Below are 24,057 nucleotides of genomic sequence, written 5' to 3' on the forward strand. Positions count from 1 at the left end.
AATCTATCCAGAAAATGCGGCGGCTCGCCAATCAGTGATCGACGATGCCCGAGGCCGGGGCGAACCCGGCCGGGAAAGTAAAAAATGTATTACGGATCAAGGCGGCGACGATTGACCTTGGCCATCGGCAATGGAATCAGCTTGCCCATCGGTTCGCGCCGCTCCTGACGGACGGGCCGCAGGCCCACCACGATCTTGCGCGCCACCAATAAATAGAAGCCGCCACCCGACAGTTGCCAGTCACCGGCCTTGCGCTCCCAACCGGCCAGACGAGCCTGCCAGGCGGGTGACGCAAGCGGCGGACGATAGCACCCGAAGCGGCGTTTCTCCAGCGCGAAACCCAGCAGATTGAGCCAGTCGCCGACCCGCGACGGGGAGATGCAGCGAGCCTTGCGCAAGGCGTCGTGGGCGAAAACATGGCGCAAGCCCCAGCTGCTCCAGGGATTGATCCCGACGATCAGCAGATGCCCGCCGGGCCGCACGCTGCTCGCCGCTTCACGCAGCAAACCGTGGGGCGACAGGCAGAAATCCAGCCCATGCTGCAACACCACCACGTCGGCGGCATGCTCGCTCAAAGGCCACGCCTGTTCTTCGCAGACAATCTCGACCCCCGGCAACGGCGCGCCGAGCCGCACATTGCGCTGCACTTGCGGTGCCGACGGCGGTGTCTGGGCCGAAGGGCCGTAATGCACCAGGTAGCCACCAAAGAAGCGCCCCAACTCGTCTTCGAGCATGCGACGTTCTTCGTCCAGCAGAAATTGCCCAATGGGGCCGGACAGCCATTCACGGGCCGCGCTGATCAATGTCAGCCACTCAGGATCAGCCTGAGCGAACGCTTTATCGGTCATTGCATTCTCCAACGCGCCAGGAAGCTCTAAGATGCACCATTGTTTTCCGCTTGGCGAATCCGACGATGATACAGATCAGTGCCCTGCCCGCCTTCACCGACAACTACATCTGGTTGTTACAAGACCACCGCACCCAGCGCTGCGCAGTGGTCGATCCGGGTGATGCCGCGCCCGTGCAGGCCTGGCTCGCAGCGCATCCGGGTTGGGTGTTGAGTGATATTCTGATCACCCACCATCATCATGACCACGTCGGCGGCGTCGAACAGCTTAAAAAAGCGACAGACGCGAAAGTCTACGGTCCGGCGAGCGAAACCATCCCGGGCCGGGACGTGGCGCTCAAAGACAACGACCGCGTCAGCGTGCTGGGCTGGGACTTCGATATCTTTGCCGTTCCCGGCCACACCCTGGGGCATATTGCCTATTACCATCACGGCCTGCTGTTCTGCGGCGACACCCTCTTTGCCGCCGGTTGCGGGCGCTTGTTCGAAGGCACGCCCGAGCAAATGCATCATTCGCTGACCCGCCTCGCAGCGCTTCCCGAAGATACGCTGGTCTACTGCACCCATGAATACACCCTGAGCAACCTGAAGTTTGCCGCAACGGTCGAACCGGGCAATCCGGACACCGCCGCACGTCTGGAAAAAGTCACCGCGCAACGTGAAGCCGGAATCATGACGCTGCCCTCTACTCTGGCGCTTGAAAAGCTTACCAACCCGTTTTTGCGTGTCGGCGAAACATCCGTCAAAGAAAAAATGGACGAACGGAACGGAACCGATAACCGGGCTTCGAGTGCGGTTTTTGCTGCTCTTCGTGCTTGGAAAGATAAGTTCTAAGTGGCCTGCCTGATGGTACAAAAATTCTGAATGGTTGACCGCAGGGGGTACGCTTTCTAGAATCGCCCGACATTTTTGCCCGGAACTTACTTCCAGCCAATGTCGTCATCTATTCGTAAAGCCATCAATTCAGACGCATTGACCCGCCTGGCTCAAGCCATTGCGGTGGCTGTGTCCGCCACATTGGCGGGCTGCTCAAGCCATGTGCCGCAGACCGAAGCGACACACACTCCGAATATTGCCGCCCGAGCCAAGCAGAAGCCTATCTGGCTCAGCGAAAAACCGACTCCACAAGTTCCGCAAGATGTCTGGGAGCGCATGCGCCAGGGCTTCCAGTTGCAGGACAGCCTGGGCGTCAACCCGCGCATCGAGCAACAGCGCCTGTGGTTCGCCAGCAACCCGTCCTTCCTCGAAAACGCCGGCGAACGCGGCAGCCTCTACATTCACTACATCGTCGAACGCCTTGAAGAGCGCAACATGCCGCTGGAACTGGCGCTGTTGCCGGTGATTGAAAGCGCCTACAACCCAATGGCCTATTCCCGGGCCAACGCGGTTGGCTTGTGGCAATTCATCCCCTCCACCGGGCGTTACTTCAACCTGCGTCAAACCCGTTTCTATGATGGCCGTCGCGATATCACCGCCTCGACCACCGCGGCCATGGATTACCTGACCCGTCTGCACGACATGTTCAACGGTGACTGGCTGCTGGCCCTGGCGGCCTATAACGCTGGCGAAGGCACGGTCAGCCGGGCCATCGAGCGTAACGAAAAGCTCGGCTTGCCGACCGATTACTGGAACCTGCCGCTGCCGGCCGAAACCCAAGCCTACGTGCCGAAGCTGCTGGCCTTGTCGCAAGTGGTGCTGGCGCCCGAAGCCTACGGCGTGAACCTGAACCCGATCGCCAACGAACCGTACTTCCAGGTCGTCGAAATCAACCAGCGCATGGACTTGTCCAAAGTTGCCGCGGTGGCCAACATCGACGAAGACGAACTGTTCCAGCTCAACCCGGCGTTCAAGCAGCGCACCACCATCGATGGCCCTCAGCATTTGCTGGTGCCGACGTCCAAGGCGCAGCTGCTGACCACCAGCCTTTCGACCATGCGTCCTGAAGAGCTGATCAGCAAGAAGTCGCTCAAACCAGTATTCGAAGGCGCAGACGACTCCGAAATTGCCAGCCTCAAACGCGCTTACCGCGTTAAACGCGGCGACAACCTCGGCACCATCGCCAAGGCCAACAAAGTCGATATCAAGGACCTGCAGCGCTGGAACAAACTGACCGGCAAGAACCTCAAGGTCGGCCAGACGCTGGTCATGCAGGACACCACCAAGCGCAGCGCCGGGCGCACCACCACCGTAGTGGCGGCCAACACCAAGAAGCCGCAGACAAAGTACAAGGTCAAGCAAGGCGACTCGCTGTACATGGTAGCCAAGCGTTTCAACGTTGAAATGCAGCACCTCAAGCGCTGGAACCCGCGTGTCGGTCAGGCCCTCAAACCGGGCCAGATGCTGACGGTGTATTCGCCGCACTAAAATGAGCCCCTGACTTCAGGGGCTTTTTTTGTCCGTTGTGGCCTGTCACCCGAGCAAATAACGGCGCGTTAAGCCCCCGTCTTTTTCCTGTCGATACAAGCTGTTACTGTACGGGCCACAAAGCCCAAGCCGCCTGGATCGGATCTCTGACTTGAAGCGTTCCCTCCTCCTGCCCCTGATCAGCCTGGCCTTGAGCGCCCCCGCAAGTGCGACGATCAGCGAAAGCCATGGTTATGCGCAGTTCGGCACGCTCAAGTACCCGGCCAGATTTACCCACTTCGACTGGGTCAACCCGCAAGCGCCCAAGGGCGGTACGTTGCGGGTGATGGCGTTTGGCACCTTCGATACGCTCAACCCCTACACCTTCAAGGGTTCAAGTCCGGTTTCCACACCGAATTTCCTGCAATACGGCATCAACGAGCTCAACGAACCGTTGATGGTCGGCACCGGCCAGTACGCGCCGTCCGGCGATGAGCCGACCTCCAGCTATGGCCTGATCGCCCAATCCGTGGAATACAGCGAGGACCGCAGCTGGGTGGTGTTCAACTTGCGCCCCGAAGCGCGTTTCCACGATGGCACGCCGATTACCGCCTATGACGTGGCGTTCTCCTACCGTTTGTTGCTCAAGGAAGGCCATCCGCAGTACCGCACCAATCTTCAGGAAGTGTCGCGGGTCGACATCCTCAACCCGCAGCGCATTCGTTTTGTCTTCAAGCGTGCCGGCAATCCGTTACTGATCCTGCGCTTGGGCGAATTGCCGGTGCTGCCCCAGCATTACTGGAAAGGTCGTGACTTCAAGGCCACCACCTTCGAACCGCCACTGGGCAGTGGACCGTATCGCATCACGTCGGTAGAGCCTGGGCGCCAGATCGTTTTCCAACGGGCCAAGGATTACTGGGGCAAAGACCTGCCGGTCAATCGCGGCAAATACAACGTCGACCGCATGGAAGTTGAGTTCTACCGCGACAGCGACGTCGCCTTCGAAGCCTTCAAGGCCGGCGAATTTGACATCTATATCGAGCACCAGGCGAAGAACTGGGACAACGGTTACCACTTCCCGGCGGTACGACGCGGCGACGTCATCAAGGCGCAGATCGCGCATCAGATCCCGACCCAGACCCAGGGCCTGTTCATGAACACCCGGCGCCCGGCCCTCTCCGAGACCAAGGTCCGTGAAGCCCTGGGCCTGATGTTCGACTTCGAGTGGACCAATCGCACCCTGTTCAGCGGCGCTTACAAACGCGCCATGAGCTACTACCCCAACAGCGAGTTCTCCGCCACCGGCCTCCCGATCGGCCATGAATGGCTGATGCTCAAGCCGTATCGCGAGCAGTTGCCCGCCAAGCTGCTCACCGAGCCGTTCAGCCTGCCGCAGACCCAAGGGCGCGGCATCCCCCGGGAAACCATGCGCAAGGCCCTGGGCCTGCTCGCTGAGGCCGGCTGGAAACTGAGTGGCCAACGCGTACAGAACGCTGCCGGGCAACCGTTGCGATTGGAGATTCTGCTGGTCAATCCGAACCTGGAACGCATCCTCCAGCCTTACGTCGAGAACCTCGCCAGCATCGGCATCGACGCTCGGCTGCGCACGGTCGATCGCGCCCAGTACAAGCAACGCCTCGATCAGTTCGATTTCGACATGATCCTGATGACCCTCAACCAGACGCTCAGCCCGGGCCTGGAACAATGGCAGTACTTCCATTCCAGCCAGGTGGGGGTCAAGGGCAGCAAAAACTACGCCGGTATTGCCAATCCGGTGGTCGACCATTTACTCGACCAATTGCTCGCCGCCCAGACCCGCGATGAACAGGTCGCCGCCGGCAAGGCACTGGACCGGGTGTTGCTGTGGCAGCATTACATCATTCCCAACTGGTACCTCAATTATCACCGCCTGGCCTACCGCAACCGGTTCGCCTTCGTCACCACGCCGCCCTACACGTTGGGCCTGAGCGCGTGGTGGCTGAAGTCTTCGGAGAAAGATCGATGAAACCCGTACGCGCCCTGCTCTTGCAGGCCAGCGGCCTGTTGTTCGCCGGGCTGGCCTGCGCCGCCCCGCAACACGCCCTGACCCTGTACAACGAGCCGCCGAAATACCCGGCCGACTTCAAACATTTCGATTACGTGAACCCCGATGCGCCCAAGGGCGGGGTCTTCCGTCAAGCCGGTTTCGGCGGCTTTGACAGCCTCAACCCCTTCATCAGCAAAGGGGTCGCGGCCGACGACATCAGCATGATCTACGACACCCTGGCCAAACAGGGTCTGGACGAACCGTTCACCGAATACGGTCTGGTCGCCGGCACGATCGAAAAAGCCCCTGACAACAGCTGGGTGCGTTTCTACCTGCGTCCCGAAGCGCGCTTCCACGACGGGCATCCGATGCGCGCCGAGGACGTGGTGTTCAGCTTCCAGACCCTGATCAAGGACGGCGCGCCGCTGTACCGCGGTTACTACAGCGATGTAGAGGAAGTGGTCGCTGAAGACCCGCTGACGGTGCTGTTCAAGTTCAAACACACCAACAACCGAGAGCTGCCGCTGATCCTCGGCCAGTTGCCGGTGTTGCCCAAGCATTGGTGGGCAACTCGCGACTTCAACAAGGGCAACCTGGAAATGCCGTTGGGCAGCGGCCCGTACAAGGTCAGTGAAGTGAAGGCCGGGCGTTCGGTGCGCTATGAGCGGGTCAAGGATTACTGGGGCAAGGACCTACCAGCCAACCGAGGGTTCTACAACTTCGACGTCATGACCACCGACTACTACCGCGACAACACCGTGGCCCTGGAAGCGCTCAAGGCCGGGCAGTTCGATTACTGGCTGGAAATGGCCGCGAAGAACTGGGCAAACGCCTACAACATCCCGGCCGTCACCGAGGGCCGGTTGATCAAGGAACAGATCCCGAACAGCAACCCGACCGGCATGCAAGGCTTCGTATTCAACCTGCGCCGCCCGGTTTTCCAGGACGTGCGCGTGCGTCAGGCCCTGACCCTGTTGCTGGACTTCGAATGGACTAACAAGCAGCTGTTCAACGGCGCCTACGTCCGCACCCGCAGTTTTTTCGAAAACTCAGAAATGGCCGCCACTGGCCTGGCGGATGCTGATCAACTGGCGATCCTCGACCCGTTCCGCGGCAAGGTTCCCGAGCAGGTGTTCAGCGAGGCGTTCCAGAACCCGGTGACCGACGCCAGCGGCATGATCCGCGCCCAACAGCGCAAAGCCTATCAACTGCTGCAAGAGGCGGGCTGGCGGATCGTCGATGACAAGATGGTCGACGCCAATGGCAAACCGGTGACTATCGAATTCCTGTTGGCCCAGACCGAATTCGAGCGGGTGCTGCTGCCGTTCAAGCGCAACATGAGTGACTTGGGCATCGACCTGGTGATCCGCCGGGTCGACGTCTCGCAGTACATCAACCGCGTGCGTTCACGGGACTTCGACATGATCGTCGGCAGCTTCCCTCAGTCCAACTCGCCGGGCAACGAGCAACGCGAGTTCTGGATGTCCGACGCCGCCGACAAACCCGGCAGCCGCAACTCCATGGGCCTGAAAGACCCGGTGGTGGACCAATTGGTCGAGCAACTGATCAACGCCGATTCACGCAAAAGCCTGGTGGCCCATGCACGCGCGCTGGACCGCGTGCTGCAATGGGGCTATTACGTGATCCCCAACTGGCACATCAAGACTTGGCGCGTGGCTTACTGGAACCACATCGGCCACCCGAAAATCTCACCCAAGTACGACATCGGCATCAACACCTGGTGGGTCAAGCCAGACGCTACACCGGCGATAGAAGTCGAAACCAAACTGCAAGCCGACCCTGCGGGCACGGAGTAATCAGATGCTGGCGTATATTTTTCGGCGACTGCTGCTGATCATCCCGACCTTGCTCGGCATTTTGCTGATCAACTTCGTGATCATCCAGGCCGCCCCCGGCGGGCCGGTGGAGCAGATGATCGCCAAGCTCGAAGGCTTCGAAGGCGCCACCAGCCGCATCGCCGGCGGCGGTGCCGAAGTCTCGGTGGCCGGCTCCGCCTATCGTGGCGCCCAGGGCCTGGACCCGATGCTGGTCAAGGAAATCGAGCACATGTACGGCTTCGATAAATCGGCGCCGGAACGCTTGTGGATCATGATCAAGAACTACGCCACCCTGGATTTCGGCGACAGCTTTTTCCGCGATGCCAAGGTCATCGACCTGATCAAGGAAAAGATGCCGGTGTCGATCTCCCTAGGGCTGTGGAGCACGCTGATCATGTACCTGGTGTCGATCCCGCTGGGGATCGCCAAGGCGACGCGACACGGCAGCCACTTCGATGTCTGGACCAGCTCATTGATCATCGTCGGCTACGCGATCCCGGCATTTCTGTTTGCCATCCTGCTAATCGTGGTGTTCGCCGGTGGCAGCTATTTCGACTGGTTCCCGCTCAGAGGGCTGACCTCCAACAACTTCGACGAGTTGAGCATGGGCGGCAAGATTCTCGATTACTTCTGGCACCTCGCATTGCCAGTCACGGCACTGGTGATCGGCAACTTCGCGACCATGACGCTGCTGACCAAAAACAGCTTCCTCGACGAAATCAACAAGCAGTACGTGGTCACCGCCAAGGCCAAGGGCCTGACCAATCACCGCGTGCTCTACGGCCATGTGTTCCGCAACGCCATGCTGCTGGTGATCGCCGGGTTCCCGTCGGCGTTTATCGGCATCTTCTTCACCGGCTCGTTGCTGGTGGAGGTGATCTTCTCCCTCGATGGCCTCGGGCTGATGAGTTTTGAGGCCGCGATCAACCGCGATTACCCAGTGGTCTTCGGCACGCTGTTCATCTTTACCCTGCTGGGGCTGGTGGTAAAACTTATCGGCGACCTCACGTACACCTTTGTCGATCCGCGCATCGACTTCGAAAGCCGGGAGCATTGAGATGAATCTCTCCCCTCTCAATCGCCGACGCTTCGAACTGTTCAAGGCCAACAAGCGTGGCTGGTGGTCGCTGTGGCTGTTTCTGCTGCTGTTTGGGCTGAGCCTCGGCGCCGAGCTGATCGCCAACGACAAACCGCTGGTGGTGCACTACGACAACGGTTGGTACTTCCCGGCGCTCAAGCGTTACCCGGAAACCACCTTCGGCGGCGAATTCCCGCTGGAAGCCAACTACAAGAGCCCGTACATCCGCGAGTTGCTCAAGGAAAAAGACGCCTGGGTCCTGTGGGCGCCGATTCCCTACAGTTACCAAAGCATTAACTACGACCTGAAAGTCCCGGCTCCGGCGCCGCCCTCCACCGACAACCTGCTAGGCACTGATGATCAGGGCCGCGATGTGTTGGCCCGGGTGATTTACGGCTTCCGGATTTCGGTGTTGTTTGCGCTGACGCTGACCATTCTCAGCTCGATCATCGGCGTGATTGCCGGGGCCTTGCAGGGGTTCTACGGCGGCTGGGTCGATCTGGCCGGACAGCGTTTTCTGGAGGTCTGGTCCGGGTTGCCGGTGTTGTATCTACTGATCATTCTCGCCAGCTTCGTCCAGCCGAACTTCTGGTGGTTGCTGGGGATCATGCTGCTGTTCTCGTGGATGAGCCTGGTCGACGTGGTCCGCGCCGAGTTCCTCCGTGGGCGTAATCTGGAATACGTGCGCGCCGCGCGGGCGTTGGGGATGCAGAACGGTGCGATCATGTTCCGCCATATCTTGCCCAACGCTATGGTCTCCACCATGACCTTCATGCCGTTCATCCTGACCGGCGCCATCGGCACCCTGACCGCTCTCGACTTTCTGGGCTTCGGTCTGCCGCCTGGCGCGCCGTCCCTCGGTGAACTGGTGGCTCAGGGCAAGTCCAACCTGCAGGCGCCGTGGCTGGGCATGAGCGCGTTTGCGGTGCTGGCGTTGATGTTGAGTTTGCTGGTATTCATCGGCGAGTCCGCTCGCGATGCCTTCGACCCGAGGAAGTGAAATGAATCAGGATAATCTGATCGAAGTGCGCGACCTGGCCGTCGAATTCGTCGTCGGTGAGCGCGTCCAGCGGGTGGTCGAAGGCGTGAGCTTCGATATCAAGCGCGGGGAAACCCTGGCGCTGGTGGGCGAAAGTGGCTCCGGCAAATCGGTCACTGCTCACTCTATCCTGCGGTTGCTGCCCTACCCGCTCGCCCGGCATCCGTCCGGGACCATCGAGTACTCCGGGCAGAACCTGCTGAGCCTGAAAGAGAAAACCATCCGCCACATTCGCGGCAACCGGATCGCAATGATCTTCCAGGAGCCGATGACCTCGCTCAATCCGCTGCACTCGATCGAGAAACAGATCAATGAGGTGTTGAGCACCCACAAGGGCCTGATCGGCAAAGTCGCGACCAAGCGCACGCTGGAGCTGCTGGAAATGGTCGGTATCCCGGAGCCCGAGAAGCGCCTCAAGGCGCTGCCCCATGAATTATCCGGTGGCCAACGGCAGCGGGTGATGATTGCCATGGCCTTGGCCAACGAGCCGGAACTGCTGATCGCCGACGAGCCAACCACCGCGCTGGACGTGACCGTTCAGCTGAAAATCCTCGAATTACTCAAGGAATTACAGGCCCGATTGGGCATGGCGCTGTTACTGATCAGTCACGATTTGAACCTTGTGCGAAGAATTGCGCATCGCGTATGTGTCATGCAGCGCGGTTGCATCGTCGAACAGGCATCGTGCGAAGAGTTGTTCCGCGCGCCGCAGCATCCGTACACTCGGGAACTGCTGGCAGCGGAGCCCAGCGGAACGCCTGCGACCAATGTAATCGGCCCGCCATTGCTGCAAGTCGAGGACCTGAAAGTCTGGTTCCCGATCAAGAAAGGCTTTCTGAAAAAGACCGTCGACCACATCAAAGCGGTGGACGGAATCAATTTCAGCCTGCCTCAAGGCCAGACCTTGGGGATTGTGGGAGAAAGCGGTTCCGGCAAGTCGACACTGGGTTTGGCGATTTTGCGGCTGATCGGCAGCAAAGGCGCGATCCGTTTTGAAGGCAAGCAGCTAGACTGCCTGACGCAGCAACAGGTTCGGCCGCTGCGTCGGGAGATGCAGGTGGTGTTTCAAGACCCGTTCGGCAGCCTGAGCCCACGGATGTGCGTGAGCCAGATCGTCGGCGAAGGCCTGCGGATCCACAAGATGGGCACCGAGGCGGAACAGGAACAAGCGATTATTGCGGCACTCAAGGAGGTAGGTCTGGACCCGGAAACCCGGCACCGCTACCCCCACGAATTTTCCGGCGGGCAACGGCAGAGAATCGCCATTGCCCGGGCATTAGTGCTAAAACCGGCGTTGATTCTGCTGGACGAGCCGACATCGGCCCTCGACCGGACCGTGCAACGCCAAGTGGTGGAGCTGCTGCGCTCACTGCAAACCAAGTACAACCTGACGTATCTGTTTATCAGCCATGACCTGGCTGTCGTCAAGGCGCTGAGCCACCAGCTGATGGTGGTCAAGCAAGGCCAAGTGGTCGAACAGGGAGACGCGCAAAGTATTTTTGCGGCCCCCAAACATCCGTATACACAGCAGTTGCTGGAAGCCGCTTTCCTGGTTCCAGCCACTGCGTAATAACCTGAAAGAGAGGAGCAACACATGGGTTTTCTCGCCGGTAAGCGCGTACTGATCGTCGGTGTCGCCAGCAAGCTGTCCATCGCATCCGGCATCGCTGCCGCCATGCATCGCGAGGGCGCTGAGCTTGCCTTCACTTATCAGAACGACAAACTCAAGGGTCGTGTCGAAGAGTTCGCACAAAGCTGGGGTTCCAACCCTGATCTGTGCTTCCCGTGCGACGTGGCCAGCGATGAAGAAATCGCCAAGGTCTTCGTTGAGCTGGGCAAGAAGTGGGACGGCCTGGACTGCATCGTGCACTCCGTCGGCTTCGCCCCGGGCGACCAACTGGACGGCGACTTCACCGAAGCCACCACCCGTGAAGGTTTCCGCATCGCTCACGACATCAGCGCCTACAGCTTCGTGGCCCTGGCCAAAGCTGGCCGCGAAATGATGAAAGGCCGCAACGGCAGCCTGCTGACCCTGTCGTACCTGGGCGCCGAGCGCACCATGCCGAACTACAACGTCATGGGCATGGCCAAGGCTTCCCTGGAAGCTGGCGTTCGTTACCTGGCCGGTTCCCTGGGCCCGGACGGCACCCGCGTCAACTGCGTATCGGCTGGCCCGATCCGCACCCTCGCCGCTTCCGGCATCAAGAACTTCCGCAAGATGCTGGCCGCCAACGAAGCGCAAACCCCGCTGCGTCGCAACGTCACCATCGACGAAGTCGGCAACGCCGGCGCCTTCCTGTGCTCGGACCTGGCGTCCGGCATCAGCGGCGAAATCATGTACGTGGACGGTGGTTTCAACACCACGGCCATGGGCAGCCTCGAAGAGTAATCTTCGGTCAGCCAACTAAAAAACCCGCCTCTTCAGGCGGGTTTTTTGTGCCTGCGATTTGAGGCCTGATGCAGATCCCCTGTGGGAGCGAGCTTGCTCGCGATAGCGTCGTTCCAGTTAATATCAATTTTGAAGGTTAGTCCGCTATCGCGAGCAAGCTCGCTCCCACAGGGGATTTGTGTTTAGTTATCGATCGGTGACAGACAGCTGGCAAACAACTGCTGGATCGGCTGTGTGCGCTGGCTATAACGCTGCAACAACACAATCTCGCGATAGAACGTCAGCTCACCCAACGGGATTATCCGGACCTTCGCCCCATGCTCAAGCCAGAGCCCCGCCTCGGGCAGCAGCGACACCCCCAATCCGCATTCGACCATTTTCACGATCGCTTCCAGTTCATCCAGCTCCAAAGCCACCCGCACATCAATCTGCTGCTCGCGCAAAAACCGCGTCACCAAGCGTCCACCGAACGAGTTACGGTCGTATCGCACATGGGGATGCTCGGCGAGTATGTGCAACGGCTGATCGCCTTCAAGGTCGGACGGCACAATCAGCACGAACGGCTCTCGGCGAATGACCTGCGCCGACAATTCCTTGGGCAACTCGAACGGCGGCTTGATCAGGATCGCCAGATCCACCTCACCGGTGTCCACTTGGCTCAACAGGTTCAACGACACGCCCGGTACCAGTTTCGGCTCCAGCAACGGCGCCTGTTGCCTCAGTCGCAGCAACGCCTGGGGCAGCAGTCCGGTCTGGGCGGTGGCCACCGCGCCTATTTTCAACTCGCCGCGATACTCGCTGACATCATCGCTGACCGCCATACGGCTGAAGGTCTCCAACATTTCCCTGGCCATTGGCAACGCCCGCTGGCCCGCCGCATTGAGCAGCGCTTGTCGTCCGGTGCGGTCGAACAAACGAATCCCCAGGGCCTGTTCCAGATTGCGAATCTGCGCGCTGACGGCCGACTGGGTAAGGCCGATGTGCATCCCGGCTGCGGCAAAAGTGCCGTAGCGCGTCACGGCAATGAAGGTTTTCAGTTCCCGCAGCATGGCCGTCTCGATTGATCGAAATAATTTGAGCTCGATGTAGAAATTATCGTCTTTTAATCAAAAAGCACAGGGCTAAACTCAGTCTGAATCCAAACAGTCGAGGCACTTGCGATGCAACTCTCCCCTTTTCACTTGGCCATCCCCGTTTACGACCTGACCGCTGCGCGGAATTTTTATGGCGAAGTCTTCGGCCTGGAAGAAGGTCGCTCAAGCGATCATTGGGTCGATTTCAATTTTTTCGGCCATCAGTTGGTTATTCACCTCGCACCGAAAAACGTGTCTCAAGAAGCCGCGCACACGAATGCTGTCGACGGTCATGACGTGCCCGTGCCGCATTTCGGTGTGGTGTTGGGTATGGCGCAATGGGAAGCACTGGCCGAGCGGTTAAAATCCCTCGACACCCGATTCGTGATCGAACCGGGCATTCGCTTTCAGGGATTGGTGGGTGAGCAAGCGACGATGTTTCTCTTCGATCCGTGCGGCAACGCGCTTGAGTTCAAGGCATTCAAAGATGTGGGTCAGTTGTTTGCCAAGTGAACGCATCGGCCTGTGCCAGCAGTTCCTCGATCGACCCGGGATGCTGAGGGCTGCACTCAATTTGCCCGATGCTGAAGCGGATGGCATAACCGCGATGCACCGAGGCATTGCGCTCTTCGAGTATTTCTTCGAGTCGCGCCTTGATGGCGGGTATCTCCACAACGCTTGAGCCGGTCAGTAACGCGACAAATTTGTCGTTACCCAGTCGGCCGATCACATCACTCTCGCGAAAGGCAATTCGCAGCACATCAGCGAAGGTTTTCAGGGCTTTGTCGCCCTTGTCTCGACCATAGAGATAGTTGATGTGTTTGAAGTCATCAATATTGAAGAGCAGTAGCGTCGCTGGCTTTTCCAGCTGCTGGCAGGCATCCAGCCCTTGTTGGGCCAGCGCTGTAAAACCGTGTCGATTGGAGAGCAGCGTCAACTCGTCCATGCTCGCCATCTGCACGCCCATCAGCTCCTCCTCGGCCTTGCGGGCCAGGTCACGCAGCAGTTCGCGCTCCTGCAGTGGCGTACGCAACGGGTCAGCGCACGCGCCTGGTTTTACCGGTTTCCCTGGGATCAGCATTACTCACTCCATTGGCGGGTATGTTTCTTAGAGTCGTCCATACCCGGTTTGACTCCCTGTAAACGGACCGCCGGTCAACTACCCAGTACCGGACACGGCCCTCCAGCGTCTGCCCAGGTCTTGAACTGGGTGACGAAAATGTCGTGCGGCACCGGTACCGGCGCCCTTCCCTGGCCCGGATTCCAGCCCCAAAGCACCAGTTTGTCGTCGCTGACGTGCTTGATCAGCGCGGCGAAATCGCGGTCGCCGTTGCTGGAGCGATCCTTGATCATTGCGCACAACTTATCGGCCGGCAGACCGATCCAAGCCATTTTGTGCGCAGCGGGCGGCAGACTCCAGTGCGGTGCTCCCGGTGGGGTGTTAGCGCCATAACTGGCCGGAGGATTACTGTCGGCGTGGCAAGTAGCGCAGGGCAAGCCCGCCGCGCCCTTGCCGTCCATGCCCCGCACGACGTTCATTGCGTGGGGAATCCCGGCGTCGAATTGCAGTGGCGAATCGCCGGGAATATGGCAGTTCTGGCAACGCGGGCTCTGAAAGACCTTTTGCACCGTATCGAACGCCTTGATGGCCTCCTTATCGTCAGCGAACAGATCCTCGGCGTAACCGATCAGGCCGATCAACACCACCGCACCAAGAATCAGATGTCGTTTCATCTCACACCCCCGACAGTTGCAGCGGCAGTTCGCGCAAGCGCTGCCCGGTCAGGGCGAACACCGCGTTGGCCACAGCCGGCGCCGTGGGCGGCACACCGGCCTCGCCGATACCGCCGGGTTTGTCGCTGCTGGGCACGATATGCACTTCGACCACCGGCATTTCGTTAAGCCGCAGCACCTGATAATCGTGGTAATTGGACTGCACCACCTGCCCGTTCTTGAAGGTCAGTTTGCTGTGCAAGGTAAATCCGAGGCCGAAGGTGATGGCCGACTCCATTTGCGCCGCGATGCTCATCGGGTTGACCGCAATGCCGCAATCCACCGCACACACCACCCGATGCACGCGGATCGCCAGGTTGTCCTCGGACACCTCGGCTACCTGGGCAACGTAACTGCCGAAGGACTCATGCACCGCGACACCCAGCGCATGGCCATCCGGCAGCGATGCCTTCCAATCGGCTTTTTCGACGGCCAGGTTCAGCACGCCAAGGTGCCGTGGATGGTCCTTGAGCAAGGTTCGCCGGTATTCGACCGGATCCTTGCCGGCAGCCGTGGCCAGTTCGTCGATCAGCGACTCCATCACGAACGCGGTGTGAGTGTGCCCTACCGAACGTAGCCAGAGCACGCGGATGCCGGTTTGCGGAGAATGCAGTTCAACCTGGTGATTCGCCACCCCCTCAAGGTAAGGACTGTCAGCGACCCCTTCGACAGAGGTCTTGTCGATGCCATTCTTGACCATGGTCGCCTCGAATGACGTGCCCGCCATGATCGACTGCCCGACCATGACATGCTTCCAGGCGATCGGCATGCCGCCGGCATCGAGGCCAATGCGTGCCTGATGGAGGAACGCCGAACGGTAGTACCCGCCGCGGATGTCGTCCTCCCGGGACCAGACGGTTTTCACCGGCGCGCCCGCTGCTTTGGCGACTTCCACGGCTTCAGCGACAAAGTCCGAGGTCGGATTGGCCCGGCGACCGAAACCGCCGCCCAGAAACTCGGTATGAATCTCCACCTGCTCGGGTTTGAGCCCGGTGATTTTCCCCGCGATCATTTGATCCAGCGTCTGGAATTGAGTGCCGGTCCAGATTTCGCATTTGTCCTGGGTGATTTTCACCGTGCAATTGAGCGGCTCCATCGGCGCGTGGGCCAGGTACGGCACGCTGTACTCGACATCGATGATCTTCGCTGCTTTACCCAGGCTGGCCGCGATATCACCGGCCTGACTGGCCGACATGCCAGGGGTGGCGGCGAGTTTGCGGAAGCTTTCCAGTAGCTTCTCACTGTCGAGTCCGGTGTTCGGCCCCAGATCCCAATCGACCTTCAACGCATCGCGCCCCAGCTTCGCCGCCCAGTAATGATCGGCAATCACCGCCACCCCGGTGGGCACCTGCACGATTTTGTGCACGCTCGGTATCGCCAGCGCTTCGGCGCCTTCGAAGGATTTGACGCTGCCGCCGAACACCGGTGAACGCGCGACCATGGCGGTCATCAGCCCGTCGAACTGCACGTCCATGCCGAACTTGGCGCGGCCGGTGATTTTCTCCGGCGTGTCCAGGCGCTTGGTCGGTTTGCCAATGAGTTTCCAGTCCTTGGACTCCTTGAGCTTGATCGACGCCGGATCCGGCACCGGTAGCTTGCCGGCGTCATCGGCCAGTTCGCCGTAGGTGGCGCGTTTGTCGCCAGCAATCACCACACCCGATTCGGTGCGAATCTCGGAAGGTGCGACGTTGAAGCGTTTAGCGGCCGCGTCGATCAACATCAAACGCGCTGCGGCACCGGCCTGACGGTAACGGTCGAATTCCATCCAGGTCGAGGTCGAACCACCGGTAATTTGCATCCCGCCAAATCCGGCCAGGCCATATTCGGCTGCCAAAGCAGGGGCATGTTCGACACGGATCTTCGACCAGTCGGCGTCCAGTTCTTCGGCGATCAGCATGGTCAGGCCGGTCCAGATGCCTTGGCCCATTTCCGAATGGCCGAGCAGTACGGTGACGCTGTTGTCATTGCCGATCCGTAAAAACGCATTGGGCGCGAAAACATTGCCTTGGTTCTCGGCACCGATGGCAAAGCGATGAGCACCAGGGATGACAAATGCCACCACCAGACCACCGCCCAGCAACGCGCTGCCCTTGAGAAAACCACGGCGCGACAGAGGATTGAGGCTGTTCATTGTTCAGACTCCCGTCAACGTGGCATCAACCAATCTCGGCGGCGCGTTTGACCGCTGCACGGATCCTTGGGTAGGTGCCGCAGCGGCAGATGTTGCCGGACAACGCCTGATCAATGTCACTGTCGGTGGGTTGAGGAATCTTCGCCAACAAGGCCGCCGCCGACATGATCTGGCCGGACTGGCAGTAACCGCATTGGACCACATCGAGTTCGGCCCAGGCTTGTTGCACCGGGTGTGAACCGTCGGTGGACAGGCCTTCGATGGTGAGGATTTTTTGCCCGTGGGCCACGGCCGTGGCGGGGGTGATACAGGAGCGCTGCGGCGCACCATCGACGTGAACGGTGCAGGCCCCGCATTGGGCCATGCCGCAACCGAATTTGGTGCCGGTCAGGTGCGCGACATCGCGCAGGACCCACAGTAGCGGCATGTCTGCGGGGACATCCAGCGCCTGGTCCTTGCCATTGATGTTGAGGGTCAGCATTGCGAATGTCCTCAGACTCACGGTGACGCCTTATTTTTTTGAGTCGGCGTTATCCTTTCAGCTAAGCGCAATTTGCCCCGCAGGACAGGATCATCGACCACCGGTCACACAAAAGGGTGCGTTGGGCCGTCGCTGATACCCGCCACAAGGTCATGTCGACATCGTTGATTCCGTCGACAACGGAACTCTTTCAACTTGTCGATCTACGGTGCGGCCAGACGACCCGAGGCTGACTACGCTGAACAGTCCAGCCTGAGTAATCCGTAGAGGAGCTACGCCATGCACCGCGTTCAAAAACTGACCCCCTGCCTCTGGTTCGACGATCAGGCCGAAGAGGCGGCGAAGTTTTACTGTTCGATCTTCGATCACTCGAAAATCACCGCCATCACTCATTACGGCAAAGCCGGTCAGGAGGTGCATGTCCAGCCTGAAGGCTCGGTGTTGACGGTCAGTTTCGAACTCGACGGACTGCCTTTCACGGGCCTCAATGGCGGCCCCGATTTCAAGTTCAGCGAAGCGATTTCATTTCAGGTCAACTGCCAGACCCAGGACGAAGTCGATCATTTCTGGGGGGCGCTGTCCGCCCATCCACAGAACGAGCAGTGCGGTTGGCTCAAGGACAAATTCGGCTTGTCCTGGCAGATCGTGCCGGTCGCAATGATGGACATGTTGAAAGACCCTGACACGACAAAATCCCAGCGCGCCATGCAAGCCATGATGCAGATGAAAAAACTCGACATCGCCACCTTGCAGCGGGCCTTTAACGGCGAGAGCTAATACACTCCGGTTCTGACCTGCCGAGGACGCTGATAATGAAGCCCGCCGTTGCCAAAGACGCTGACAAAGCCCCGCGCTTCTGGCGCGACGATGCCCTGCCCTTCATCGAAGCCCGTTCCATCGCCGACGGCCGCGAGGTCTGTTACACCCGGCATTCTCACGAGCACTTTTCCATCGGCGCGATCACGGCCGGGCGCAGCACCTATCTCCACGAGCAATCGCAATTGCAGGTCAGTGCCGGCACCGTGGTGCTGATGAATCCCGGTGATGTCCACGCCTGCAATCCCATCGATGACCAACCATGGTCGTACCTGATGCTGTACGTCGAGACACCCTGGTTGACCGATTTGCAGCATCAGCTCGGCTTCAGCCAGGACTTGGCGTTTCGCCGGTTTTCCATCACCCACATTCACGACAGCGACCTGTTTGCCGGCCTCAAAGGTTTGTACGAAGTGCTGGTCGATGCGCAGCAAGACGTGCTGCGCAAGCAAAGCGCGGCCGTGGAGTTTTTCACCGACCTACAGCAGCGGCTCAATCCGATCGATCAGCCGCTGCGCGAGCCCAATTTCAAACTGGAACGGGCGGCCGATTACATTCGCGACAACTGCACGCAAATGCTCAAGCTCGAAGCTATTTGCGAGGCTGCTCAGCTATCGCCGTCCTACCTGATCCGCGCGTTCAAGCAGCATTACGGTATGACGCCCCACGCGTTTCTGGTCAACCGGCGCATCCAGTTCGCCCGCGATCAACTGCGCAGCGGCAAGCTGATCGCCGATGTGGCGCTCGAAGCCGGGTTTGCCGATCAGGCGCATTTTCAGCGTGCGTTCAAACAGCATCTGGCGGCGACACCGGGGCAGTACCGCGGGTGACTCAAGTACTCTAGGGCAACAACAGGTACACCGCGCTCGCCGCCAGCAGCAACGCCATGCTCCGATTGAACAGGCGCATGCCCGCCGGGTTGTTCAAATAGCCACGCAAAAAGGTCCCGGCATACGCCCAGCAACCGACGGACAGGTAACAGATCACCAGATACACCGCCGCAAACTGCCACACCAACCGCGCCTCGCCATCCGCTACAAAAGCGCCCATGCCTGCCACACAGGCCAACCAGGCTTTCGGGTTGAGCCACTGCATGACGGCGCCGTACAGCATCGACGGCGCCCGGTCTGATTCCTTCGCATCGAGATGTCCCTTGTCGGCGGCCAACTTGAAGGCCATGTGCAACAGGAAAGCCACACCCGCCCATTGCACCACCTGCGTCAGCGCGGGCCATAACCGCAACAACTCGTGCAGCCCCAAACCCATCAGCACCAACAACACGACAAAGCCCAGCGTAGCACCGGCCACATGCCGTTGACTGGCACGAAAACCAAACCGTGCACCTGAACTCAGCGCGACAATATTCACTGGTCCCGGCGTAATCGACGCGACCAATGCAAACGCCGCCATGGAGATAATCAGACTCATCACAGACCTTCTTCAATTCAGTTGAACGAGGCCTCACGGTAAAGAGCGGCGTGATAGCTGTATTGAAGAAAACACCCCTCACCTACCCCTCACCTGTACCGCGACCGCCCAAGAAGCTCGCCTGACCAGCCTTCTGATGTAACGGAATAATTCACGGATATTTACCTATAGAGCAGATCCTTATACGATGAAGTCGCACTGCTCTCCATCAGGTCTGAGTAGGCTATGGTTATTCAGTGCATGACAATGCGAGTTAACAAATAGTGGTCTATCGTCACCCACATTTTACGCGGACAAACAAACGAAAGCTGTATACGGGTTCAATTATCTCTACAACTACACACAACACTATTGAGCACCTTAACGATGAACAATACTAGCTTTCCAGCTGAAAGCGCTAAAACCTTTAGCATAGTGATAGTAAATTACAAGACGCCGGAAATTACCAAGATATGCTTAGACTTATTGCATCAGCATATAGGCAACCAGAGCGTACCCATATGGGTAGTTGACAACTATTCCGCCGATGAAAGCACTGAATATTTGCGTACACTTAACTGGATCAATTTAATCGAGCGTTCTGTTTCTGAACCGGAGCCGGGCCATATCGCGCATGGCAAAGCACTTGACCTGGTGTTGGAGCGAGTCGAAACTGATTATTTATTCCTATTGCACACTGATACATTTATTTTCGATAAAAATGTTTTTCCAATGATGCTGAATAAATGCATCAACAACCACAAAATCGTAGCCGTCGGTTGTGTAGAGCAACTAAATCGTGGCACCACAAGAACGCTTTGGCGCTTTAGCTCACGACTGTTCAAACACCATTTCAGACGTCTGAAAATCTCAATGGGGCTACGTTCAAGAGAACCAAAACCGTACAGAGAAGTTTACTTGAAGAGTTTCTGTACATTGTGGAACTGCAAACTTATTAAACAGCACAACCTGCATTTTTCGATGGATGATCGTGTGCCTGGCTATACCCTCCAAGACCGCATGACCAAGTTGGGCTATGCCGTTGAATTGCTATCACCGCGTAAAATTTTCAGTTATCTGGATCATATGCAATCCGGCACTGTCGCAGCGGCTGGCGGCTATGAAAAGTCTCATAGACGAACCAAAATGTACAACAACATCCTGAAGCGCCTGAACAATGACGACAGCAAAGTCTAAGCGACCCAGACACGCAACGAGCACTGCGTTCGACGCTGTTTGAAGTCACCCACAAGTCTTTATATTAAGTTGTTGGAGCGGTAAATGACACCCATCACTCAAGCACTGCCTATCACCCTCTCCCCGGACCTTGATTTCGACCAGAACGCCGCCAGCGCCTTTGGTTACTCATTGGCCAGTCGCTATACTCAGGCTACGCCATTTCCGCACATAGTCATCGATAACTTCTTGCACGAAGACCTCATTGCAAGTATCTGCTCGCACTTCCCAGTCGAGCCGACTCACAACGAAATGCTGTACGAGCGCGGCTATAAAGGTCAACGAAAACGTCAAATCAGTCCCAACGAATGCACCCCCTATTTGAAGACTGTTTTCAACGCCTTTAACTCGGCCCCCATGTTGCAGTTTCTTGAAAAGCTCACAGGCATCGAAGGTTTGATACCCGACCCCTACTTTACCGGTGGCGGGCTGCATGAAACGAAAAGTGGTGGTTTCCTGGGGGTGCACTCGGACTTCAGGCTCAACAAAAAGCTTAATGTTGAGCGCAGACTGAATGTCATCATTTATCTGAATGAAGGCTGGCAAGAGGAATTCGGCGGCAACCTGGAACTTTGGGATGTCGACATGAAGACCTGTCTTAAAAAAGTCCTGCCCATTTACAATCGCTGTGTTATTTTCAACACAGACAAAGACAGCAATCATGGGCACCCAGAGCCTTTAACGACTCCAGAGGACATCACGCGCAAGTCTATAGCGCTTTATTACTACACCGCAGGAACCATGGCGGTCGACCCCACACAACGAAACAAAACCCACTACAAGCCTCGGCCTAAAGATCGTTTAAGCCTCAAGTACTACATGAGTAAACTAATCAAGAAGAAAAACTAAACTGAATAGCCAGACGAGGCGCGGCAGGCCTGTAGTTTATGCCGCCGTCTACAGGGCCTACGAATTCTCTGTCGATTTTCCGGTGGAGGCGATAGCCGACGCGTCTTATGCTCATTCCATGAACCTACAAAACGCTGTGCTTCCGCCCCACGCCGAGATGGTTCGCGCCATGCTCGAACGAGACACCGCCTACGAGGGGGTGTTTTTCACCGCGGTCAAAACCACCGGCATCTTTTGTCGCCCCAGTTGCACGGCGCGCAAGCCGAAGCCGGAGAACGTCGAATTCTTCGCCCATGCCGATGAGTGCATGTCGGCCGGCTACCGCGCCTGTCTGCGCTGCAAGCCGCTGGACGCGGCGGCCATCGCGCCGGACTGGGTGCAGCGGCTGCTGAAATCGGTAGACGCCGATCCCGATCAGCGCTGGACCGATGCCCAGTTGTTGGCCGAAGGCATCGAGCCGCTGAAGTTGCGACGCTGGTTCAAACAGCATTTCGGCATGACCTTTCACGCTTGGCTGCGCACTCGACGCCTCGGCATGGCGTTGGGCGGGATCAAACAGGGCGACTCCATCGACAACGCGGCGTTCGACTCGGGCTACGAGTCCCTGAGCGGCTTTCGCGATGCGTTTCAAAAGTCCTTCCACATCACACCCGGCCGTGCCGCCAACAGCGAGCCACTGCTATTCACTCGCCTGACCACACCGCTGGGGCCGATGATCGCCATGGCCGAACGACGCGGGCTGGTCCTGCTGGAGTTTCTTGATCGGCCAGCGCTGACCAAGGAAGTCGAAGAATTGCAGAATCGATACGGCTATGCCGTCGCGCCAGGACATAACGCGCATTTGCAGCAGATTGAAGCTGAGCTGGCGCAGTATTTCGCCCGCAAACTCACTGACTTCAACGTTCCACTACACTTGCCTGGCAGCGATTTCGCCCGACAGGTCTGGGCCGAACTGGCGAAGATCCCGTACGGCCAGACCTGCACCTACGGCGCCATTGCGGCGTTATTGGGCAAACCCGGCGCCAGTCGCGCCGTGGGCCTGGCCAACGGGCATAACCGTCTCTCGATTGTCGTGCCCTGTCACCGGGTGATCGGCGCGGACGGCTCGTTGACCGGCTATGGTGGAGGACAACCGCGCAAGGCGTTCTTGCTCAGGCTGGAAAAAGCCGCGGTGCAGATCACGCAACAACTCGCATTCTGATTACTTTCCGGCTCTCTCAATCAGTCATAAGGAAGGACATTCGATGGACAACCTATTTCACCAGTTGCACCACGACGGCCTGCTGATCCTCACCAACGTCGGCGATGCCGCCGGGGCGCGCATCGTGGAACAGCTGGGCTGTAAAGCCGTCGCCACCAGCAGCGCGGCAGTCGCCTGGGCTCACGGTTATCAGGATGGCAATGCCCTGCCCCTTGAGCGCCTGATATCTACGGTCGAGTCCATCGCTCGGGTGATCTCGGTGCCGTTGACCGTGGACATCGAGGCCGGTTATTCCGATGACCTGACACGGGTTGCCGAGATCATTGATGCGGTGATTGCCGCCGGGGCCGTCGGGATCAATATCGAGGACGGTGCGTCCCCGCCCGAACTGCTGGTGCGCAAGATCGAAATCGCTCGGCAGGTTGCCAGTCGCCGTAATGTGAAGCTGTTCATCAATGCCCGCACCGATGTGTACCTCAAGAGCCTGGTGCCCGCCGAAGATCGCGTGGCAGAGACGCTCAGGCGCGCCGCGTTGTATCAGGCGGCCGGTGCCGATGGTTTGTTCGCGGCTGGCGTCACGGCTGAGTACGAAATCGCTGCGCTGTGCCAGGGCACTTCGTTGCCGTTGAACGTCCTCGGGCTCCCCGGCTTGCCATCGCCTGAAGAGCTGAAAGCCCTCGGGGTACGCCGTTTGAGCGCGGGTTCACGCATCGCCGAGTTTCTTTATGGCGCCATGAGCGCACTGGCCAAGAGCTTTCTGGAAACAGGGACTCTCGACAGCCGTAATCTGAAGGCCTTCACCTATGGCGAAGTGAACGCCCTGTTGGCGCCGTCCGGGAAAGCTTGACCCCATGCCCGACGCCTATCTGCCCGCCACCGAGTTTCTATCGTCCATCGATGAGGACTGGCGCCGCCACATCGCCGCCATCGGCCCTTGTCTGCATCAGCCCCATGCGGCTCGCGACCCTTATGAGTCGCTGGTGCGAGCGATTGCCTACCAGCAACTGCATGCCAAGGCTGGGGATGCGATTGTCGGTCGGCTACTGGCGCTGTTTGGGACGGGCGTGTTCCCGCGGCCTGAACAGATTGTCGCGACTGCGTTCGATCAACTGCGCAGTTGCGGCTTTTCCGCCAGCAAGATCGCGACCATTCAGGGCATTGCCCAAGCGGCGCTGGACGGTGTGGTGCCGGATTACGCTGAGGCACTGGCCATGGAGGATGAGGCGCTGATCGAGCGGTTGATTACCTTGCGTGGGGTTGGGCGTTGGACGGTTGAGATGTTGCTGATTTACAGCCTGGAGCGACCGGATATCTTGCCCGCCGATGATTTCGGGGTGCGTGAGGGGTATCGGCGGATGAAGGGGCTGGAGGTGCAGCCCAATCGCAAGCAGATGATTGAGATCGGGCTGGGGTGGCGTCCGTTTCGGACGGTGGCGGCGTGGTATTTGTGGCGGGTGCCGAAACCACCCCTCACCCCAACCCTCTCCCCAGAGGGTAGAGGGGGCTGACCGAGGTGTTTTTCGGAATGCT

Annotated in this window: 23 protein-coding genes; 16 read left to right on the plus strand and 7 right to left on the minus strand. The window is 58.8% G+C overall.

Annotated features, from left to right (window positions below):
• Positions 1 to 89: 89 nt before the first annotated feature.
• Positions 90 to 848, minus strand: coding sequence for a methyltransferase domain-containing protein (locus ACYZT7_RS18860; protein WP_282380240.1), 759 nt, complete (start codon positions 846 to 848; stop codon positions 90 to 92).
• A 65-nt stretch (positions 849 to 913) separates the two neighbouring features.
• On the opposite strand from ACYZT7_RS18860, the gene gloB reads away from it, so the two are divergent.
• From gloB to fabI, 8 genes are all read left to right on the plus strand, one after another.
• A complete protein-coding gene (gloB, locus tag ACYZT7_RS18865) occupies positions 914 to 1,681 on the plus strand; it encodes a hydroxyacylglutathione hydrolase (protein ID WP_462037745.1) in 768 nt (255 codons plus the stop codon).
• A 99-nt stretch (positions 1,682 to 1,780) separates the two neighbouring features.
• Entirely contained in the window at positions 1,781 to 3,211 is a 1,431-nt protein-coding gene (locus ACYZT7_RS18870) for a transglycosylase SLT domain-containing protein (RefSeq protein WP_462037746.1), read from the plus strand.
• A 151-nt stretch (positions 3,212 to 3,362) separates the two neighbouring features.
• Complete coding sequence (locus ACYZT7_RS18875; RefSeq protein ID WP_462037747.1) at positions 3,363 to 5,195, plus strand: extracellular solute-binding protein; 1,833 nt, start codon at positions 3,363 to 3,365, stop codon at positions 5,193 to 5,195.
• Entirely contained in the window at positions 5,192 to 7,033 is a 1,842-nt protein-coding gene (locus ACYZT7_RS18880) for an extracellular solute-binding protein (RefSeq protein WP_462037748.1), read from the plus strand. The genes ACYZT7_RS18875 and ACYZT7_RS18880 overlap by 4 nt, the downstream gene beginning before the upstream one ends.
• A gap of 4 nt (positions 7,034 to 7,037) precedes the next feature.
• Positions 7,038 to 8,111, plus strand: a complete 1,074-nt coding sequence (locus ACYZT7_RS18885) for a microcin C ABC transporter permease YejB (RefSeq protein ID WP_449644606.1) — start codon at positions 7,038 to 7,040, stop codon at positions 8,109 to 8,111.
• A gap of 1 nt (position 8,112) precedes the next feature.
• A complete protein-coding gene (locus tag ACYZT7_RS18890; protein ID WP_462037749.1) occupies positions 8,113 to 9,132 on the plus strand; it encodes an ABC transporter permease in 1,020 nt (339 codons plus the stop codon).
• Between the two features lies 1 nt (position 9,133).
• Positions 9,134 to 10,741 carry an ABC transporter ATP-binding protein gene (locus ACYZT7_RS18895; RefSeq protein ID WP_462037750.1) on the plus strand — a complete coding sequence of 536 codons (1,608 nt, stop codon included), beginning with the start codon at positions 9,134 to 9,136 and terminating at the stop codon, positions 10,739 to 10,741.
• Positions 10,742 to 10,765: 24 nt separating this feature from the next.
• Positions 10,766 to 11,560, plus strand: a complete 795-nt coding sequence (fabI, locus tag ACYZT7_RS18900; RefSeq protein ID WP_008152082.1) for an enoyl-ACP reductase FabI — start codon at positions 10,766 to 10,768, stop codon at positions 11,558 to 11,560.
• Between the two features lie 182 nt (positions 11,561 to 11,742).
• Here the strand turns inward: fabI and ACYZT7_RS18905 are convergent, their stop codons facing one another.
• Positions 11,743 to 12,609, minus strand: a complete 867-nt coding sequence (locus tag ACYZT7_RS18905) for a LysR family transcriptional regulator (RefSeq protein ID WP_462037751.1) — start codon at positions 12,607 to 12,609, stop codon at positions 11,743 to 11,745.
• A gap of 111 nt (positions 12,610 to 12,720) precedes the next feature.
• Here ACYZT7_RS18905 and ACYZT7_RS18910 point away from each other — a divergent pair, with 111 nt between their 5' ends.
• Positions 12,721 to 13,146, plus strand: a complete 426-nt coding sequence (locus tag ACYZT7_RS18910; RefSeq protein WP_462037752.1) for a VOC family protein — start codon at positions 12,721 to 12,723, stop codon at positions 13,144 to 13,146.
• On the opposite strand, the gene ACYZT7_RS18915 is transcribed toward ACYZT7_RS18910, so the two are convergent.
• The 4 genes from ACYZT7_RS18915 to ACYZT7_RS18930 all read right to left on the minus strand — a co-directional run bounded on the left by ACYZT7_RS18915 (position 13,115) and on the right by ACYZT7_RS18930 (position 17,018).
• Positions 13,115 to 13,714, minus strand: a complete 600-nt coding sequence (locus ACYZT7_RS18915; protein WP_462037753.1) for a GGDEF domain-containing protein — start codon at positions 13,712 to 13,714, stop codon at positions 13,115 to 13,117. The two genes, ACYZT7_RS18910 and ACYZT7_RS18915, sit on opposite strands and share 32 nt — an antisense overlap.
• Before the next feature lie 74 nt (positions 13,715 to 13,788).
• A complete protein-coding gene (locus ACYZT7_RS18920) occupies positions 13,789 to 14,367 on the minus strand; it encodes a hypothetical protein (RefSeq protein WP_462037754.1) in 579 nt (192 codons plus the stop codon).
• Between the two features lies 1 nt (position 14,368).
• Positions 14,369 to 16,537, minus strand: a complete 2,169-nt coding sequence (locus ACYZT7_RS18925) for a xanthine dehydrogenase family protein molybdopterin-binding subunit (RefSeq protein WP_462037755.1) — start codon at positions 16,535 to 16,537, stop codon at positions 14,369 to 14,371.
• 25 nt (positions 16,538 to 16,562) lie between these two features.
• Positions 16,563 to 17,018 carry a (2Fe-2S)-binding protein gene (locus tag ACYZT7_RS18930; RefSeq protein ID WP_462037756.1) on the minus strand — a complete coding sequence of 152 codons (456 nt, stop codon included), beginning with the start codon at positions 17,016 to 17,018 and terminating at the stop codon, positions 16,563 to 16,565.
• 279 nt (positions 17,019 to 17,297) lie between these two features.
• On the opposite strand from ACYZT7_RS18930, the gene ACYZT7_RS18935 reads away from it, so the two are divergent.
• Both ACYZT7_RS18935 and ACYZT7_RS18940 read left to right on the plus strand, forming a co-directional pair.
• The gene (locus tag ACYZT7_RS18935; RefSeq protein WP_462037757.1) at positions 17,298 to 17,795 is read left to right on the plus strand and encodes a VOC family protein; all 498 of its coding nucleotides are present in this window, start codon (positions 17,298 to 17,300) and stop codon (positions 17,793 to 17,795) included.
• A 35-nt stretch (positions 17,796 to 17,830) separates the two neighbouring features.
• A complete protein-coding gene (locus ACYZT7_RS18940; RefSeq protein ID WP_462037758.1) occupies positions 17,831 to 18,664 on the plus strand; it encodes an AraC family ligand binding domain-containing protein in 834 nt (277 codons plus the stop codon).
• A 10-nt stretch (positions 18,665 to 18,674) separates the two neighbouring features.
• Here ACYZT7_RS18940 and ACYZT7_RS18945 read toward each other — a convergent pair whose 3' ends face one another.
• Positions 18,675 to 19,262, minus strand: a complete 588-nt coding sequence (locus tag ACYZT7_RS18945) for a LysE family translocator (RefSeq protein ID WP_462037759.1) — start codon at positions 19,260 to 19,262, stop codon at positions 18,675 to 18,677.
• A 366-nt stretch (positions 19,263 to 19,628) separates the two neighbouring features.
• Between ACYZT7_RS18945 and ACYZT7_RS18950 the strand changes: the two genes are divergently transcribed.
• The 5 genes from ACYZT7_RS18950 to ACYZT7_RS18970 all read left to right on the plus strand — a co-directional run bounded on the left by ACYZT7_RS18950 (position 19,629) and on the right by ACYZT7_RS18970 (position 24,035).
• Complete coding sequence (locus ACYZT7_RS18950) at positions 19,629 to 20,438, plus strand: glycosyltransferase (RefSeq protein WP_462037760.1); 810 nt, start codon at positions 19,629 to 19,631, stop codon at positions 20,436 to 20,438.
• Between the two features lie 84 nt (positions 20,439 to 20,522).
• Positions 20,523 to 21,326, plus strand: a complete 804-nt coding sequence (locus ACYZT7_RS18955; RefSeq protein WP_462037761.1) for a 2OG-Fe(II) oxygenase — start codon at positions 20,523 to 20,525, stop codon at positions 21,324 to 21,326.
• 118 nt (positions 21,327 to 21,444) lie between these two features.
• A complete protein-coding gene (locus tag ACYZT7_RS18960; protein WP_462037762.1) occupies positions 21,445 to 22,527 on the plus strand; it encodes a bifunctional transcriptional activator/DNA repair enzyme AdaA in 1,083 nt (360 codons plus the stop codon).
• Between the two features lie 43 nt (positions 22,528 to 22,570).
• On the plus strand, positions 22,571 to 23,374 hold the full coding sequence (locus tag ACYZT7_RS18965) for an isocitrate lyase/PEP mutase family protein (RefSeq protein ID WP_462037763.1): 804 nt from the start codon (positions 22,571 to 22,573) through the stop codon (positions 23,372 to 23,374).
• Between the two features lie 4 nt (positions 23,375 to 23,378).
• Positions 23,379 to 24,035: a DNA-3-methyladenine glycosylase family protein gene (locus tag ACYZT7_RS18970; protein WP_462037764.1), complete on the plus strand. Its 657-nt coding sequence runs from the start codon at positions 23,379 to 23,381 to the stop codon at positions 24,033 to 24,035.
• The last annotated feature ends 22 nt before the right edge of the window (positions 24,036 to 24,057 follow it).

The organism is Pseudomonas sp. RT4P38, from assembly GCF_054897765.1.